The sequence below is a fragment of the Caballeronia temeraria genome, assembly GCF_001544795.2.
GTDB classification, from domain to species: Bacteria; Pseudomonadota; Gammaproteobacteria; order Burkholderiales; family Burkholderiaceae; genus Caballeronia; species Caballeronia temeraria.
Map to the genome: position 1 here is coordinate 80,720 of NZ_FCOI02000004.1, position 15,855 is coordinate 96,574.

Sequence of the window (15,855 nt, forward strand, 5' to 3'; positions counted from 1 at the left end):
TAACACATCAAATGTCGTATTGCCGATCCGGTGCAATACGTGTGGTGTTTTATGCAACAGGGCGTGATTGTTTAGTTGCGAGCGTTAAGCTTCATACTTTCGCTTGCGCAATTTGCACAGCCTCGGACGGCACCGCTTCGAGAAAGCCTCGTCCCATCTCTTTCTCGAAACGAGATGGACTTCCTTCCCACACGATGCGCGCATGCTCGAGCACATACACTCTATCCGCATGCGGCAGCGCAAACGTGACGTTCTGCTCGCCGAGCAGCACGGTGATCGGCGTAGTCTTTTGCATGAGTTCCATCGCCTTCGATAACTGCTCCAGAATCACCGGCGCGAGGCCGAGCGTCGGCTCATCGAGAATGAGCAGCTTCGGCTGCATCATCAGGGCGCGTGCAATCGCGAGCATCTGCTGTTCGCCGCCCGAGAGCGTGCGCGCGGTTTGCGCCTGACGCGATTCGAGTATCGGAAAGAGTTCGAAGAGCCACTTGAGTTGATCGGCTCGCTTCTTGTCGGACAGATGATAGCCGCCGAGATCGAGGTTCTCGCGCACGGTCATGTCGCCGAATAGCTCGCGTGTCTCGGGACACTGCACGATGCCGCCCCGCGCGATCGCCGCGCCGCTCATGCCCTTCAGATCCTGCGTTCCGTATCGAATGGCTCCCTCATAAGGCACGAGTCCCGAGATCGCATTGAAGAGCGTCGTCTTGCCCGCGCCGTTCAATCCGACCACCGAAACGAATTCGCCTTCGCGCACGTGCATGCTCACGCTGTCGAGCGCGCGCGCCTTGCCGTACAGCACGCCGACATTCTCGACCTGAAGAATCGATGACTTGTTGCTCACGACTTCCGCGCCGCGCTCGCGTGCTTCGATCTTGCCGCCGAGATAGACGCGTCGCACGGTCTCGTTCTGCATCACTTCTTCGGCCGTGCCTTCCGCGACGTACTCGCCGAGATACATCGCGAGCACGCGATCCGCGAGCGCCGCGAGACTCTTCACGTTGTGATCGACGAGCAGCACCGCACGCCCTTCCGCGCGAAAGCCGCGAATCAGTTCGGAGAACGTTTCCGATTCGGCTGCGGTGAGACCCGCGAAAGGCTCGTCGACGAGCACGACGCGCGGATCGCGCGCGATCGCCTTCGCCATTTCCATGCGACGCAGATCGGCGAACGGCAGCGTCGCCGGATGACGATGCATCACGCGAGCGAGGCCCACGCGCTCCGCGATCTCGCGCGCGCGGCGATTCACGTGCGGATCGGCGGCGAGCTTCACGAGCGAATCGGGCAGCAGCGCGAGCTTGATATGTTCGAGCACCGTCTGCCGATGCAGCGGCCGCGAATGCTGAAACACGATGCCCACGCCCGCGCGCGCGATCCGATGCGGCAGCCAGCCGGCCATCTCGACGCCATCGACTCTGATCGATCCCGCATTGGGCCGCTCGATGCCCATGATGAGCTTCATCACCGTCGACTTGCCGGAACCGTTGGGACCGATGAGGCCGAGTATTTCGCCTGGCTTGATATCGAAGCCGATGTCCTTCACCGCGACGAGACCGCCGAAGCGCTTGGTGAGACCGCGCACGCAGAGTAGTGGCATATCGCTCATTCGCGCTCCCTCACACGCAGGATGTTGCCGAGCAATCCATCGGGAAAGAACAGAATGACCGCGAGCGCGACAGCCGCGACCACGAATGTGTTGATCTGCCCGAGCGGACGCAGGAACTCGCCCGCGACGATCAAAAAGATCGAGCCGAGCACCGCGCCGAGTATCGTGCGCCGTCCGCCGAGCACCGCCGCGATGATGATCTGCACGCCGATGCCGATATCGACCACCGTGCTCACCGACGCCGTGCCCTGATAGAACACGAGCATCGCGCCCGCGACGCCGGAAAACACCGCGCTGATGCAGAACGCCGCGAGCTTGTGCTTCACGACGTTGAAGCCGAGCGCCTGTGCGCCGACGGTATCCTGCCCGCTCGCCTGCAAGATGAGACCGATCGCCGAGCGCGACAGACCGAACAGGATGATTGCGCAGACGATCAGGAACGCGAGCGCAATCCAGTAGTTGTTGCTTGCGTCGACGGACAGCACATCGGGCACCATCATGCCGATTTCGCCGCCGGTGATGCCCGCGAAAATCACGATCGCGTTCTGCAACAGCAAGACCGCGACCAACGTGACGAGGCCGAAGTACGGCCCGCGCAATCGCAGCGCGGGCACCGCGAGCAGCAGGCCGCCCACGAGCGCGACGAGGCCGCCGGCCATCACGCATACCGGTATCGGCGCGGCGGCGTGCGCGTTCAGTATCGCGGCGGAATAGGCGCCGAGGCCGATTAAAAACGTCGGCCCGAAATTGACTTCACCCGCGAAGCCGAACAGCAAGTCCCACGACATCGCGAAGACGCCGAAGTAATACGCGACGGTGAGCACGCCGAGGATATAGCCGGTGAGCCACCACGGCAGCGTCGCGGCGACGATCGCGAGCAGGACCGCGGACCAGACGAGTCGCGAACGAACGATATCTTTCATGATCAGCGCCGTCCGAGAAAGCCTTGCGGCCGCACATACACGACGAGCACGAGCAGCAGCAACGCGGGCAGCGGCCGCAGAGTCGGCGCGATGAGATACGCGGTGATGGTCTCCAGATAACCCACGACATACGCGGCCATCAGCGAGCCCGATACGCTGCCCAAACCGCCCAGCACGACGATGGAAAACGCGCTCGCCGTGAGTTGACCGGTGTTGTTCGTGCTCACGCCGAGAAACGATGCGAGCAGCACGCCCGCGATGCCCGCGAGCACGCCGTAGATGGTCCACGCGAGCAGATAGATATTCGACAGCTCGAAGCCGAGCAGCGTGAGACCGCGCGGATTCATCGATGCAGCCAGCAGCGCCTTGCCCGCTTTCGTGCGATTCACGAAGAGCCACAACAAGCCGATCACGACCCAGCACACGGCCGCGATCATGATCTCGTTGTACGGCACGCGCACGCCCGCGATGCTCGCGACGCCGGGAATCAGCGGACGCATCGTGATGGGGTTATCGGAGAAGAGATACGCCATACCCTGCTGGATCATGATGCCCCAGAGCAACGTGCCCGTCAGCACGAAGATCTCCTTCTCTTCACGCGGAATCGCCGTGGAACGCTGAATGGGCCGCACCACCATGAAATAGGTGACATACGCGGCGACCATTCCGCAGATCACGCCGAGCGGCGTGCCGAGATACGTGCCCAATCCGGCTTCGCCCGCGAGCGCCCAGCCGAGCAGCGCGGATATCAGCATCACGCCGCCGTGCGCGAGATTGAGCACGCCGGAGACGCCGAAGATCAGCGTGAAGCCGATCGCGCCGAGCGCATAGAGCGAGCTGATCGCGAAGCCATCAATGAGAATTTGCAGTGGCAACATAGCGGCCCTTTATGTCTTGCATGTCGATGCGAACTGGAACCGGTCCCCGCAACACGCGCCGCAAAGCGTGCTCGCCTTCGATAGCGCGCACGCCTCGCATTGCATCGCACAGTCACCTAGTTCGCGGCCGCCTGCACCTTCACGAAGGCCGGAAACTTGACCTTCGCGTTCGCCACCGACTTCGGCCATATCGCCACTTGCTTGCCGTTCTGCCATTGCAGATTGATGCCGGTGATATAGCCTTCACCGTACTTCAACGCATGCGTGAACTGATCGGTCTTGCCGTAGAACTGCCAGCGTCCGATCGTGCCGACATAGTCGGTCTTCTCGAGCGCATCGACCATCTTGTCAGGATCGGTCGAGCCTTGATTGCGATGAATCGCATCCGCGATGATGTACACGAGGTCATAGCTCGTGAAGCCGTCGTACGCGGGCGACACGCCGGCGAAGTGCTTCTGATACGACTCGACGAAAGGCACCGTCTTCGGCGTCATCGCGACGCCGGGCGCCGCCGCCGATGCCGTGATGACACCTTCGGTCGCCCCGTTCGTGTCTTTCCAGAAGCTCGTCGTCGTGGCTTGCGAGCTTTGACCCGACATCGGAATCGGCACTTGCTGATCGTGCCATTGCACGGTCGGCTGCACGCCGACGTGACTGATGCCGGTCGTGATCGTGTCTGGATGCTTCGCTTCGATCTGATTGAAGATCGGCGTGAAGTCCGACGTATCCGGATTGAAGCGGATGTGATCCAGCACCTGCAAGCCCGCTTTGGGCAGGCATTCGAGGTAGCGTTCGTCGAGCGGCTTGGTCCATGCGGCGTCTTCGCTCATCACGACGGTCGTCTTCATCTTGAACTCGCCGACGAGCACGTCATGCGAGAAATCGCAGATCGACTGCGCGATGAACGCCGAGGTCATCCAGCCGTGGAACGTGTACTTGTAATGATCGTAGTCGTCATGCACGCGCTTCGAGATTTCGTTGCTCGCTGCGCCCGGCGTAATGAAGGGCATCTTCAGACGCGCGGACCACGGCTCCATCGCGAGCGCGACTTCGCTGATATAGCTGCCGATGATCGCGACCACTTTGTCCTGACTCGCCGCCCGCTGGAACGCGCGCACGCCGTCAGAGGCCGACGAGTGATCGTCATACGCGATGATCTGAATGGGCCGGCCATCGACGCCGCCCTTCGCGTTGATCTCTTCCGCGGCGAGTTGCGCGGCCTTGCTGATCGAAGCGCCCGCTACAGCAGACTCTTCACTGATGACGCCGATCTTGATCGGCTCCCCCGCTGCGTGCGCCGTGAATGAGAGGGAGAGCCCCGCCATCGCCGTACCCGTTGCAATGACGGTACTCATTCCCCGCCACGTCTTGCCCTTGGACATCATCAGTCTCCTCTTTGTAATCGATCGTGGAGCGACGCCAGCAGACACATGACACATGCAGCAATTAAGGAAGTGCCGACAAACAGTAGCACTCGCTTTTAAAGCGCTGAATCAGTAATAACGATAGAGACGGTCATGCGGAAAGCGCATCAATCATTGCAAGTCTTTCAAACTGCTTTCGCGACGAAGACCGATGGATGGCGGGATCGGGGATGCGGGCAATGCATGTCAGCGCCGAGGATGGCGATGTCGTCGGCGCGCGAGCGTCAAAGGCTAAGACTTCTATTGCCCTCCGAAATAGATCTGCTTCATCTCGTCGGTCGAAGCGGGGCGAACGATCGACTGCGATCCGGATGCCGATGAGCCCGACATCGTGCCTCCATACGCGGTCGTGCCGTTCTGGTTCGATACGCGTGCTTCCGCCGCCTGGATATCCGTCGGATAGTTCACGTCTTCACCTCTGCCCGGCTGGTATCCGGCCTGCTCGAGTTGTTGTAGTTCGGTACGGACCTGAGCGCGCGTCAACGTCGCATCGGTCTGAGAGAACGCGGTGAATGGCATGGAAAGCGCCGACACAGCGGCAACCGCGAAAACCAATGATTTCATGGTGACCTCCTTGGAAACGCCCAGCGTCAGGTATTCGGACGCAAGACCCCGTCGCTGGCAATCAGAGTTTAGGCGGCCAAACCTTCAACTTCGATACGACCGAAAGCCTTGCGTCATGGCCGCCTTCAGCAACACCCGTTGCCATAGAGATGACGATCGTCCGGCGATGAAATTGCAATCGGACGCGCTGCGTGAATTCTTGCCACGCGTCGGGGCGCTGGTTGCCGCGTTAGAATTCGCGCTCTCCGTGTCTCGCTTCGGCCAATTCCCGCCGAGCCAATCGCGCTGAATCTTTACAATCGTTCAGGTGAGTTTCTCATCGACATCATCGAATGCCAGATATGCTGACTTCCCATTTCTGGAGCGGCGACGTGATCCGCAGTCGACGCGTCAGTGACATCGTTTTATCAGACGTGCTCGACGTCCCCGTGCCTTCGCCGGGCGTGCTTGCGGATTGGAAGAGAGAAACTTCGTCGCGGCTCGTGCTGGAACCCGGAGATGTCGAAGTGATGCCTCTCGCGCGAACGCAAGTGCGCTGGTCCGATTACAAGCGCTGCGTGCAGGCCATGACAAACTGGACGCGCGCGCTTGGGTTGCGTGACGTGCTCGCTTCCAGCGATGTCGCGCTCATGGCCTGTCGTGGCGCGAGATATCACCATGACGGCGCGCAATATGGCGGCGCGGCTTTTTGCAATCTCTTTCTGAGCGACGACAAAGGGCTGGATGTGCATTTTCCTTCTACCGGTCATCGCATTCCGCTCACGCGAGGCACCGCCGTGATATTCGATACTGGCCAGCCTCATGGCGTCATTCAACGCGGCAGCAGCGGTTTTAGCGAGGCCGACTTCCCGCCGGATCAGGACTGCACCCAGCTATTCCTGACATGGGAGCTTCCCATCGAAGACGCGTGCGTCGCACAGGCACTCGACGTTGTCTTCGATATCGACGGCCCGGTCTCGCAGCCACTCGATGAAGAGCAAGTCCTGTTCAACGGCGCGCGAGCCGCTGTGTGTCCGCACTCCGGTCGCTGGTTCCGCGAGGACTAAGTTCGACGGTGACGCCGTCAAAGATCGCCGGAATCATTAACTAAGCAATCCGAATCTTTATCGACTGACTCGAACGTAACGCACACAATACAGACGCCGGCACTCCGATTCTTGCTGTCTGACCCGCGTGCCGCTTCATCGAGTATTGGAGCAAGAAACGGGGGGCTTGCGACTGCTTGCGTCAATACAGTTGTGACAGAGGGAAGCAAACGCGACTCTCTCTCCCAACTTCAGTCAATGAGGAATTCATCATGTCCAGGGAAGATGACAACAAGGCCATCGTGGGCCGCTGGTTCACGGATTTCTGGGGCAAGACCTGCAATCTCGATATCGTCGATGAACTCGCCGCACCCGACATGCTCCTGCAATACTCGCTGCACGAAGCGCGACATGGCCGCGAGGACATCAAGGCCTTCATGAGCGATTTCCGCGAAGCGTTCCCGGACCTCAACTTCTGGGGCGCCGCCGATCTCATCGCCGAAGGGGACTATGTCGTCGGCCGATGGGAAGGCGGCGGCACGCATACCGGCCCGGCATTCAGCGATTTCCTCGTCGGCTCGCTACCCGCCGCGACCGGCCGGACGATGCGCTTCACCGGCACCACCGTGCTTCGGCTCAAGGACGGCAGGATCGTCGAAGAAATCGGACTGGACGATGGCGTGACCGCGCTGCAGCAGCTTGGCCTCATCAAGGCAACGTGATCCGACAGAAGGCCGGGCGCGCCCCGGCCTTTTCCGTCGTTATGAATGAGGGACTGCGACTTTCACCGCGATGCGCTCAACGTGTGCCCTGCATCGCGAGACAGCCTCAGATAACCCACGATCGTCACGAGCGTAAGCACGCCCGCGCACGAGAAGGCGAGCCGGAAGTCGTCGAGCGTGAACACATGCGGTTGCGCGGCGCTGCCGCCATGAAGCGCGGAGGCCACGCGCAAAGCCAGCGCGCCGAATGCGATCCCCAGACCGATGCTCATCTGCGCCGCCGCGTTCCACATCGTATTGGCGGCGCTCATCTGCGGCTGCGGCACGTCCGCGTAGGCGAGCGTGGCGAGTGAGGAGAACTGCATCGAACGGGTCACGCCATACACGAAGATCACAAGCAGAATGAGCGCGAGCGGCGATGCGGGCGTGAGCATGCCGCACGCGATCGTGAAGACGCCGCACACGGCACAGTTGATGATCGCGACATTGCGAAAGCCGTGCCGTTTGAGAATGAGCGTCGTCAGCGCTTTCATGCCCAGATTGCCGACGGCGCTCGCGAGCAGAAACAACCCGGACTTGAACGCGGAGAGGCCAAAGCCGATCTGAAACAGCAGCGGCATCAGATAAGGGACCGCGCCGATGCCGATGCGCGTGAACGTGCCCGTCACGACCGTCACGGAGAAAGTGGGAATGCGCAGCGTGGTGACATCGATGAGCGGATGCGGGTGCCCGAGCGCATGCCGATATGCCACGACGCCGATAGCGAGTCCGACCACGATGAGCAGCAGGCCGATCCACGGATTGGTGTCCGGCTGACTCGCAATATCGGCGCCATAAAGAATTGCCGTGAGCGTGAGGCCGCTCAACACGAGTCCGGCGACATCGAACGGACGTCTTTCTTCACTGCGCAGATTCGGCACCCACTTCAGCACGGCGACGAGCACCGCGAGACACACCGGCAGATTCAGCAGAAAGATCCAGCGCCAGGAAGCATACGTGGTGATGAAACCGCCGATGGGCGGCCCGACGACCGGCGCAACGATGCCCGGCCACGTGATGGTCGATATCGCCTGCATCAGATGACGCTTCTCGACGCTGCGCACGACCGTCAGCCGGCCCACCGGCACCATCAACGCGCCGCCGATACCCTGCAACACGCGCGCCGCCGTGAACTCGACCGTATTCTGCGAGATGCCGCACAGCAGCGACGCGATCGTGAACGTGACGATGGCCATGAAGAACACGCTGCGCGAGCCGAAGCGGTCGGCAACCCAGCCGCTGGCGGGGATAAAGATGGCGAGCGCGATCATATAGGCGCTCATGCCGAGACTGAGCGCGTTCGGGCTCGTGCCGAAGGAATGCGCCATCTGCGGCAGCGCGGTCGCGATGATGGTGGTGTCCAGATACTCCATGAAGAAGGTCGCGGCCACCACGTATGGCAGCGGACCGAGCGAGGCGGAGCGGCGAGTCGAAGCTGTCTCTGTCATACGGCGGGCAATGTGCGATACGGAAGGCTGGCATGCTATCAGCATTCACAGCAACGCACCGGCCTGCCTCACAGCCTTCGCTCGCCGCCCGCATGCCGTCAGAGATACTCCACGTTGCCGTCGACGCTGATGGCCTGCCCCGAGATGTTGCGCCCCGCCGGAGAGGCGAGAAATAGCGTCATCGCTGCGATGTCGTCGACGGTCACCATGCGGCGAAGCGAGATCTTGTTCAAGTACTGCGCTTTCATCTCATCGAAACTGATGCCTGCGGATTCGGCCCGCGCGGCGATCACTTTGTCCATTCGCTCGCCCTCCACGACGCCCGGCAGAATGGCGTTGACGCGGATATTGCTCGGGCCGAGTTCGACCGCCAGCGATTTGACGAGGCCAACGATCGCCCATTTCGTCGACGCGTATGGCGTGCGAAACGCATAGCCAAGCCGTCCAGCGACGGACGACATCGCAATGATGCCGGGACACGCCGACGTCTCCTTCAGCAACGGCACCGCGCGAAGCAGAAAGTAGTATTGGCTGTTGAGATTCGTCGCGATGGTGCGCTCCCAGTCATCCGGATCGATGGCTTCGATCCCCGCCGTGGGCCCCGCAATCCCCGCATTGTTGACGAGGATGTCCAGCCCGCCGAGCCGCGACCGCGCGTCGTCGACGACACTGTCGACCTGCTCGCGAATGCTCACATCGGCGACACCGGCATGCAGCTTCGGATTTCGCTCCCTGGCCCGGTCGACAGCCTGCTGATTCACGTCGCAGATATAGACCTGGGCATCGGCTTGGACGAATGCATCCGCGATTGCCGCACCGATGCCAGCCGCCGCGCCCGAGACAAGCACGCGCAGGCCGGGAACCGGTTTGAGAAGATCAAAAGTATTCATGTTCCGTATCGAGATATTTCAGCTCTTGCGCGTTTCGAACGGGCCGGAAGCGTTCGCACCGGCAACGGGACGCTCGGCGGCGTGAATCGACTTCGCAAGCAGCGGCACGAGCAACAGGCCCAGCACCGACGCAGCCACGACCACGTTGAAGCCCGAATCGCTTCTGCCGGTCATCGTCTCGGCCAGCCCGAAGAGATAAGGTCCGACGAAACCGCCCAGCAAGCCGATGGTATTGATGAACGCGAGACCGGCGGCGGCCTGTACGCCTTGCAGCCGCTTCATCGCGACGGCCCAGTACGACGGCAGGATGCCGCCCGCGAAGAACCCGGTGATGCCGAGCAGCGTGATCTGGGCCGCCTGATTTCTGGTCGCGAGAAACGCGCACGCACTGACGACGACGCCCGCGGTCAGCACCCCGAGAAAGCCGCATTCATTGCTCACACGGCGATGAATACGCGGAAGGATCAGCACGCCCAGCAAAAAGCCGATGCCGACGCTGCTCGACAATACGCCGACGAGAATCGGCGAACTCACATGCATCTGCGCGACGATCGACGGCGTGAAAAAGTACAGTCCGACGAACGCCACCTGATTCAGAAAGTAGATGAGCGCGATGAGCACGGTCGTCGGTCGCTTGAGCGCCGCGAGCCAGTCCGCCGTGGTGAGTTCGGCGTGACCGTGCGTATCGATGACGGCGTGAGTCTCGAGCGCCTGCGCTTCCTGTGCGGACAGCCACCTGACCTCGGTCGGCCGGTTCGGAAGCTTGAAGAACAGAACGATGCCCAGCACGATGGTCGGCACGCCTTCCAGCAGGAACATCCACTGCCAGCCGTGAAGCCCGCCGATGCCGCCGAGCTGCATCAGACCCGCGCCCAGCGGATTGCCGACGATGAGCGCAACCGAAGGAGCCGTGTAAATCCATCCGACCGCGACCGCCCGGTCCTTGGGCGCGAACCAGAGCGTCACCATGTACATCAGCGCCGGAAACAATCCCGCTTCGGCGATGCCGAGCAATACGCGGAGAATGTAGAACGACCACACGCCCTGAACGAACATCATCGCGGTGGATAGCGCGCCCCATGTCACCGCAATGCGCGCAATCCAGGCGCGCGGCCCGACACGATGTGCAATCAGATTGCTCGGCACTTCGAGCAGCGCATAACCGATGAAAAAGATACCCGCGCCCAGTCCGTAAGCTGCGGCGCTGATGCCGAGGTCCGCGGCCAGCGCGCTCTTGGCCAGCGCCACGTTCGTCCGGTCGATGAACGACAGAAAATAGATTCCACACATCAGGGGAAGCAGCCTTGCCATTGCCTTGCGAGTCGCAAGCCAATGTGTTTCTCCGAGGCTATGGTCAGCGGTAGCGGCAGTCATGACGTCTCCAGAATGAACTCTCTCGTCTCAAAGCGAAACGCTGTCGCGCCCTTTGAGTCCCAGGATGGCTCGCGCATCGGCGGGCGTCGCGATTTCGAACGACAGCTCTTCGAGAATGCGGCGGATCTTGCGAACCTGTTCGGCATTCGATTTCGCCTTCACGCCTCTCGACAGGTAGACGCTGTCTTCGAGGCCCACGCGCACGTTGCCGCCCATGATCGCGCCCATCGTCACCAGCGACATCTGATGACGTCCGGCGCCGAGAATCGAAAGCTGATAGTTCTCGCGGCCGAACAGACGATCGGCGGTCGCTCGCATCATCGAAAGGTTTTCGGGATCGTGACCGATGCCGCCGAGAATCCCGAACACCGACTGAATGAAGAACGGCGGCTTGATCAGTCCGATATCGATGAAATGCGCGAGGTTATACAAATGCCCCACGTCGTAGCACTCGAATTCGAAACGCGTTCCATAGTCGCGAAACTCGGTGAGGATGTTCCTGATGTCGCGAAACGTGTTCCGGAAGATCATGTCCTCCATGCCTTCGACATATTCCTTCTCCCAGTCGAAGCGCCACGAAGACATCCGGGCCGCAACGGGATGAAGAGAAAAGTTCATCGAGCCCATGTTCAACGAGCACATTTCCGGCTTGGCGACGCGTGCATAGGCCAGGCGCTCATCGAGCGTCATGCGCGTGCTGCCGCCCGTCGAGATATTGATGACCGCGTCGGTTTCGGCCGCGATGGCGGGAACGAACCGGCGGAACACGTCCGGCGACGGCGTTGGGCGGCCATCTTCGGGATCGCGCGCATGAAGGTGAAGAATCGCGGCGCCGGCCTCGGCTGCGTCGAGCGCCTGACGCTTGATGTCGTCGGGCGTGAGGGGCAGATATTCCGACATCGACGGAACATGCGCCGAACCCGTGACGGCGCACGTGATGATGACCTTGTTGCTGGGATTGCTCATTGGATGTCCTTCGAAACGAAACTCGACAGGCGAGCTTCAGCCATGCCTCGGCGCGGCTCGCAAAAGCAAGCGCGCTGCGAATGCCGTTGAAAAACGTAAGTTTCGGCCTCGAAGGCCGATCAGGACGCGACCGCGCGACGACGACTACGCGGGCGGCGGGAAACTGGCGTGAAGTTGGCGTTGCATGCGTGTCTCCGATGGGTACGCGAGCCGCGCAATTGCAATGCGGACTCGTCTTGTTACGGAGATAGTAGTGGGATACGATTCGCTGCGAAAGGTCTTATCCGGACAAGATGGTGTCCCCGCAGGACACACGAGGAGGCGCGGTGTCATCGAGAATTCCCCTGTTGAACGAGCGCATCTACGCGCCCTACAAGATCGCCGCACTGGTCGACGTGCTTGCGGAGCAAGGGATTGCGCCGGAGGACAGCCTGAAGGGAAGCGGCGTCGCGCCCGCACAGATTTACGATGCCTCCGTGATGACTTCCGTCCGGCAGTACGCGGCGGTCTGCAGCAACGCCGTCGCGCTGTCCGCCGACCCGCGAACGCCGTTCAAGACCGGAGCGCGCCTGCATCTGGCCTCGTATGGGATGTACGGATACGCGCTGATGTCGTGTTTATCGTTGCGAGACTATTTCCGGCTGGGCGTGAAATACCATCGGCTCGCAACGCCGACGCTGACCATCGAGTGGCGCGAACATCCCGAGACGTCGGTGTGGACGTTTCCGGATGCGTTCTCGTCGCAGCTTGCGCACGACATACAGCAGTTCCTGCTCGAGCAGCAGTACACGCAGCACGTGACGCATTTGCAGGATGTCGCGGGCAGAAGCTGTCCGCCCATGCTCGCGCGATTCGCGTATCCGGCGCCGCCGCACGCCGATCTCTATCCGGAATATCTGAGTTGTCCGTGCGAATTCGATGCGGACGAATGCCAGCTCATCTACGACAGCGCGATACTCGAACTCAAGCCGCATCTGGCGGACAGGCACTCGGCGGCGCTGCTGCAGGAGACATGCGACAGGCTGATCGGGCAGGCGAAGACATCGACCGGGGTTTCCGGCGAGGTCTATCAGGTTCTGATGCGCAAGCCCGGCGAGTTTCCGGGCATGGAAACGGTCGCCGATGCGTTGAAGATGACGAGCCGCACGCTGCGGCGGCGCCTCGAGGCGGAAGGTACATCGTTTGTCGCCATCGTCGACGATGTGCGGTGCTCGCTCGCGACCGAGTATCTGAAGACGACGAAGCTCAGTACCGACGACGTCGCCATGCTGGTCGGCTTCACGGATACCGCCAATTTCCGCAGAGCGCTCAAGCGATGGACGGGCAAAGGGCCCGCGGAAATCCGCGAGCAGGAGTAACGATCAGCGGGTTCTCGCTTGCAGCATGTCGCGCGCGGAGCTCAACATGCCGTCGGCGATCTTGCCCGAATCGATCGTGTAGCTGCCGTCACGAAGGGCGGCCTTGATCGACTCGACCTTCGCCATATCGATATCGGAGGCGTCGGCCGAACGCAGTGCCGACATCGACGACAAACTCACCGTCGAGCTATCCGCGTGGACGCCGCCGGTTTCGCGGATGCCGTCGACGGCGTTGGGCGCATCGCTGCTGCTGGCTGCGCGAACCGCGCTGGGCTGGAGGGTTGCGAGCGCGTTGTCATTGCTGGATTCGATCTTCATGGTGTCCGTTCCCTGTCTGTTGAATCTTTAACGGACCGGAATTCGAAGTCTTCACCGCAGCGCGGACGTTCGACGCGTCCGCGGACGTCACCATACCCGTCAAACCCTTGTCGGGCGGTCTTCCTGGCCAGATGAAACAAATTGCAACAAAGTGTGTGGAAGTGCACACAGCGACTTCAGCGGCCACACGTCCGCTACGACATATGAAGTCGCAACAAAGAAAAAAGGCGTTGCTGCAAGCAGCAACGCCTAAAAGTCCTGGCCTGTCCGAGGGCCGCCAGAACCTGAGAGATCGATCGTGCGGGGCACGAATGAAAGCGACTATAGCATCGGCATTTGCGATTGAAATAGGCAATTAAAAATCATATGCCGTTTCGATGATGCGCGTCGCGGTGGATCATTCGAATTGTTGCGGCGCGCAATCGTTTTCAGGTGTGTTCAGGCGCAGGAAGTTGAATCAAACGAACAGTCACAGCATTTTTTTCAACTGTCCGCTTCGCCGCGACACGCCTCTAGTGGGATTCTTCTACTGACCACTGCGTCTGTTGCGACCGGCACGGCAGCGTCGTTCGCGGGATCATCGAAAAGCCTTCGCAAGTAAGCGAACTCCTTGCACGCGTGAGAGAGTCGGTCCCGGACTCTTCCGGTGTGAATCGGTTGCCCTTCAACGATGACTGCCTTGGCGTGCGCATCAACAATTCGCGAGACCGGACCAGTGCCTCGAGGCTCGAATTCAGGCTGCGCAAGGTGGACACCGTGGCTTCGCGGCTCCCCGGGTGTCCCGTGGCCAGGCTTTGTTTCGCTTCCGCGACGTACTGGCGGCAGGTTTCGATGTACTGGCAGACTTCGAGCGAGGTCTCAACAGAAGAGGAGCGGTTCATTTCGGCTTCTCGCGTCGGCAAGGAAGGGGCTGGGTGACATCGTCACGTGCGCCGGGCTTGCGGCATTCTACGTCCGATAGGGATGGTTTTCGGCTGGAACGGGACAAATTCGGAAGATGCAAGGCTTGTGCCTCGCGTTTAGGACGCGCGCGGGCGCGGAGCGCTTACTTCCGCCGGTCCGCGGCCAGTTCGCGAAACCTCGACTTGCGCTTCTCGCGAAACGCCCTCACCCCTTCCTTCGATTCTTCCGTGTCCCATCATCATCGACGAGACGGCGAGCGGAGATCATGAAGAACGACCTCGAATGGACCGACTTTCCCTACTTTCTCGAAGTGGCGCGCACCGGCAAGATTTCCACGACCGCATCGACCGGCTGGAAGAATCGCTCGGCGCAGTGCTGTTTGATCAATCTCTTTCCCGACCGCGCGCAGAAGATCTCTCCAAAACCCGGCGGATTCGCTTCGTGTGGGATTTCATTCGCGGGATCAGCGACCGCCGCGCGGATCTGTTTCGTCGATAGCGGCAATCAGTTCATCCGCTCTCGACAAAAACAGCTTCAGCACCGGCGACGCATTCGAACGGCTGTAGCCGATCGCGAGATCGACGGTCGGCGCCTCGCCTTGCAGCGGACGGCTCACGACCGACCACGGCAGCAGATTGTTCGCGTACTCCGGCATCAGCGACAAGCCGCGTGTCGATGCCACGAGCGACATAGCCATCGCAAGATTGTCGACGGCATGCGCGGGCTTCGGATCGAGCCCGTTGTCCTGCAGATATTGCGCGACGACATCGTGCAGCACGCGCGCCTTGTTCGACGCCATCACGAAGGTCTCGCCTTGCAGGTCCGATGGATGGATCGCGGTCTTCGCCGTCAGCCGGTGATCGCTCGGCATCAGCACGACGAGCTTCTCGCGATACACGACGCGATAGTCGAGATCCAGCCCCGGCTCGGTGCGCACGAATGCGAGATCGAGCTTGCCGCGCGCCACGGCGTCGGCGAGATCGGGTGAATAACCGCTCGACACGGTGACGTCGATATTCGGCAGCTCGTCGCGCAACACCTGCATCGCGCGCGGCAGCCATGTCATTTCCTGACCGGTGAGAAAGCCGAGCGCGAACACTTGCTTGGCAGGCCGCGCGGCACGGCGCGCGGCTTCGATAGCGGCATCGACCTGTGCGAGCACGAGTCGCGCGTGATCGAGAAAGGCCTTGCCGGACGGCGTCAACTCGACGCCACGCGCGCTGCGGCTGAACAGTTCCGCGCGCACTTCGTCTTCGAGATCGCGGATCTGCCGGCTCAACGATGGCTGCGACGTGAACAGCCGCTGCTCGGCGGCGACGGTGAGGCTGCCCGTTTCCGCGACCGCGATGAAATAGCGCAGATGGCGTAGCTCCATGCTTTCTCCTGTCGTGCGCTGTGTTCATGGCCATGCTTTTCA

At 61.2% G+C, this 15,855-nt stretch carries 16 protein-coding genes; 5 read left to right on the forward strand and 11 right to left on the reverse strand.

Annotated elements, in window-relative coordinates:
- Positions 1 to 91 precede the first annotated feature (91 nt).
- From AWB76_RS07505 to AWB76_RS07525, 5 genes are all read right to left on the reverse strand, one after another.
- The gene (locus AWB76_RS07505) at positions 92 to 1,606 is read right to left on the reverse strand and encodes an ATP-binding cassette domain-containing protein (protein ID WP_061159511.1); all 1,515 of its coding nucleotides are present in this window, start codon (positions 1,604 to 1,606) and stop codon (positions 92 to 94) included.
- Positions 1,603 to 2,529: a branched-chain amino acid ABC transporter permease gene (locus AWB76_RS07510; RefSeq protein WP_061159512.1), complete on the reverse strand. Its 927-nt coding sequence runs from the start codon at positions 2,527 to 2,529 to the stop codon at positions 1,603 to 1,605. Before AWB76_RS07510 ends, AWB76_RS07505 begins: the two co-directional genes overlap by 4 nt.
- 2 nt (positions 2,530 to 2,531) lie before the next feature.
- Positions 2,532 to 3,407, reverse strand: a complete 876-nt coding sequence (locus AWB76_RS07515) for a branched-chain amino acid ABC transporter permease (RefSeq protein ID WP_061159513.1) — start codon at positions 3,405 to 3,407, stop codon at positions 2,532 to 2,534.
- A 116-nt stretch (positions 3,408 to 3,523) separates the two neighbouring features.
- Complete coding sequence (locus AWB76_RS07520) at positions 3,524 to 4,762, reverse strand: ABC transporter substrate-binding protein (RefSeq protein ID WP_374729916.1); 1,239 nt, start codon at positions 4,760 to 4,762, stop codon at positions 3,524 to 3,526.
- A gap of 309 nt (positions 4,763 to 5,071) precedes the next feature.
- Positions 5,072 to 5,395 (reverse strand): DUF4148 domain-containing protein, encoded by a 324-nt coding sequence (locus AWB76_RS07525; protein ID WP_061159514.1) that lies wholly within the window; start codon positions 5,393 to 5,395, stop codon positions 5,072 to 5,074.
- A 115-nt stretch (positions 5,396 to 5,510) separates the two neighbouring features.
- Between AWB76_RS07525 and AWB76_RS40740 the strand changes: the two genes are divergently transcribed.
- The 3 genes from AWB76_RS40740 to AWB76_RS07535 all read left to right on the forward strand — a co-directional run bounded on the left by AWB76_RS40740 (position 5,511) and on the right by AWB76_RS07535 (position 7,142).
- Positions 5,511 to 5,684, forward strand: a complete 174-nt coding sequence (locus AWB76_RS40740) for a hypothetical protein (RefSeq protein ID WP_157696076.1) — start codon at positions 5,511 to 5,513, stop codon at positions 5,682 to 5,684.
- Positions 5,685 to 5,736: 52 nt separating this feature from the next.
- A complete protein-coding gene (locus AWB76_RS07530; protein ID WP_061159515.1) occupies positions 5,737 to 6,441 on the forward strand; it encodes a hypothetical protein in 705 nt (234 codons plus the stop codon).
- A 251-nt stretch (positions 6,442 to 6,692) separates the two neighbouring features.
- Positions 6,693 to 7,142: an ester cyclase gene (locus AWB76_RS07535; protein WP_061159516.1), complete on the forward strand. Its 450-nt coding sequence runs from the start codon at positions 6,693 to 6,695 to the stop codon at positions 7,140 to 7,142.
- A gap of 62 nt (positions 7,143 to 7,204) precedes the next feature.
- Here the strand turns inward: AWB76_RS07535 and AWB76_RS07540 are convergent, their stop codons facing one another.
- The 4 genes from AWB76_RS07540 to kce all read right to left on the reverse strand — a co-directional run bounded on the left by AWB76_RS07540 (position 7,205) and on the right by kce (position 11,859).
- The gene (locus tag AWB76_RS07540; protein ID WP_061159517.1) at positions 7,205 to 8,629 is read right to left on the reverse strand and encodes an MFS transporter; all 1,425 of its coding nucleotides are present in this window, start codon (positions 8,627 to 8,629) and stop codon (positions 7,205 to 7,207) included.
- Between the two features lie 98 nt (positions 8,630 to 8,727).
- Positions 8,728 to 9,519 carry an SDR family oxidoreductase gene (locus tag AWB76_RS07545; protein ID WP_061159518.1) on the reverse strand — a complete coding sequence of 264 codons (792 nt, stop codon included), beginning with the start codon at positions 9,517 to 9,519 and terminating at the stop codon, positions 8,728 to 8,730.
- 18 nt (positions 9,520 to 9,537) lie between these two features.
- Positions 9,538 to 10,893, reverse strand: coding sequence for an MFS transporter (locus AWB76_RS07550; RefSeq protein ID WP_061159519.1), 1,356 nt, complete (start codon positions 10,891 to 10,893; stop codon positions 9,538 to 9,540).
- Positions 10,894 to 10,920: 27 nt separating this feature from the next.
- On the reverse strand, positions 10,921 to 11,859 hold the full coding sequence (gene kce / locus AWB76_RS07555) for a 3,5-dioxohexanoate:acetyl-CoA acetone transferase (RefSeq protein ID WP_061159520.1): 939 nt from the start codon (positions 11,857 to 11,859) through the stop codon (positions 10,921 to 10,923).
- Positions 11,860 to 12,185: 326 nt separating this feature from the next.
- Between kce and AWB76_RS07560 the strand changes: the two genes are divergently transcribed.
- Positions 12,186 to 13,217 carry an AraC family transcriptional regulator gene (locus tag AWB76_RS07560; protein WP_061159826.1) on the forward strand — a complete coding sequence of 344 codons (1,032 nt, stop codon included), beginning with the start codon at positions 12,186 to 12,188 and terminating at the stop codon, positions 13,215 to 13,217.
- A 3-nt stretch (positions 13,218 to 13,220) separates the two neighbouring features.
- Here the strand turns inward: AWB76_RS07560 and flgM are convergent, their stop codons facing one another.
- Complete coding sequence (gene flgM, locus AWB76_RS07565) at positions 13,221 to 13,535, reverse strand: flagellar biosynthesis anti-sigma factor FlgM (RefSeq protein ID WP_061159521.1); 315 nt, start codon at positions 13,533 to 13,535, stop codon at positions 13,221 to 13,223.
- A 1,185-nt stretch (positions 13,536 to 14,720) separates the two neighbouring features.
- Between flgM and AWB76_RS40745 the strand changes: the two genes are divergently transcribed.
- Positions 14,721 to 14,936 (forward strand): hypothetical protein, encoded by a 216-nt coding sequence (locus tag AWB76_RS40745; protein ID WP_157696077.1) that lies wholly within the window; start codon positions 14,721 to 14,723, stop codon positions 14,934 to 14,936.
- On the opposite strand, the gene AWB76_RS07575 is transcribed toward AWB76_RS40745, so the two are convergent.
- Positions 14,902 to 15,813, reverse strand: coding sequence for a LysR family transcriptional regulator (locus AWB76_RS07575; RefSeq protein ID WP_061159523.1), 912 nt, complete (start codon positions 15,811 to 15,813; stop codon positions 14,902 to 14,904). The genes AWB76_RS40745 and AWB76_RS07575 overlap by 35 nt on opposite strands.
- Between the last annotated feature and the right edge of the window lie 42 nt (positions 15,814 to 15,855).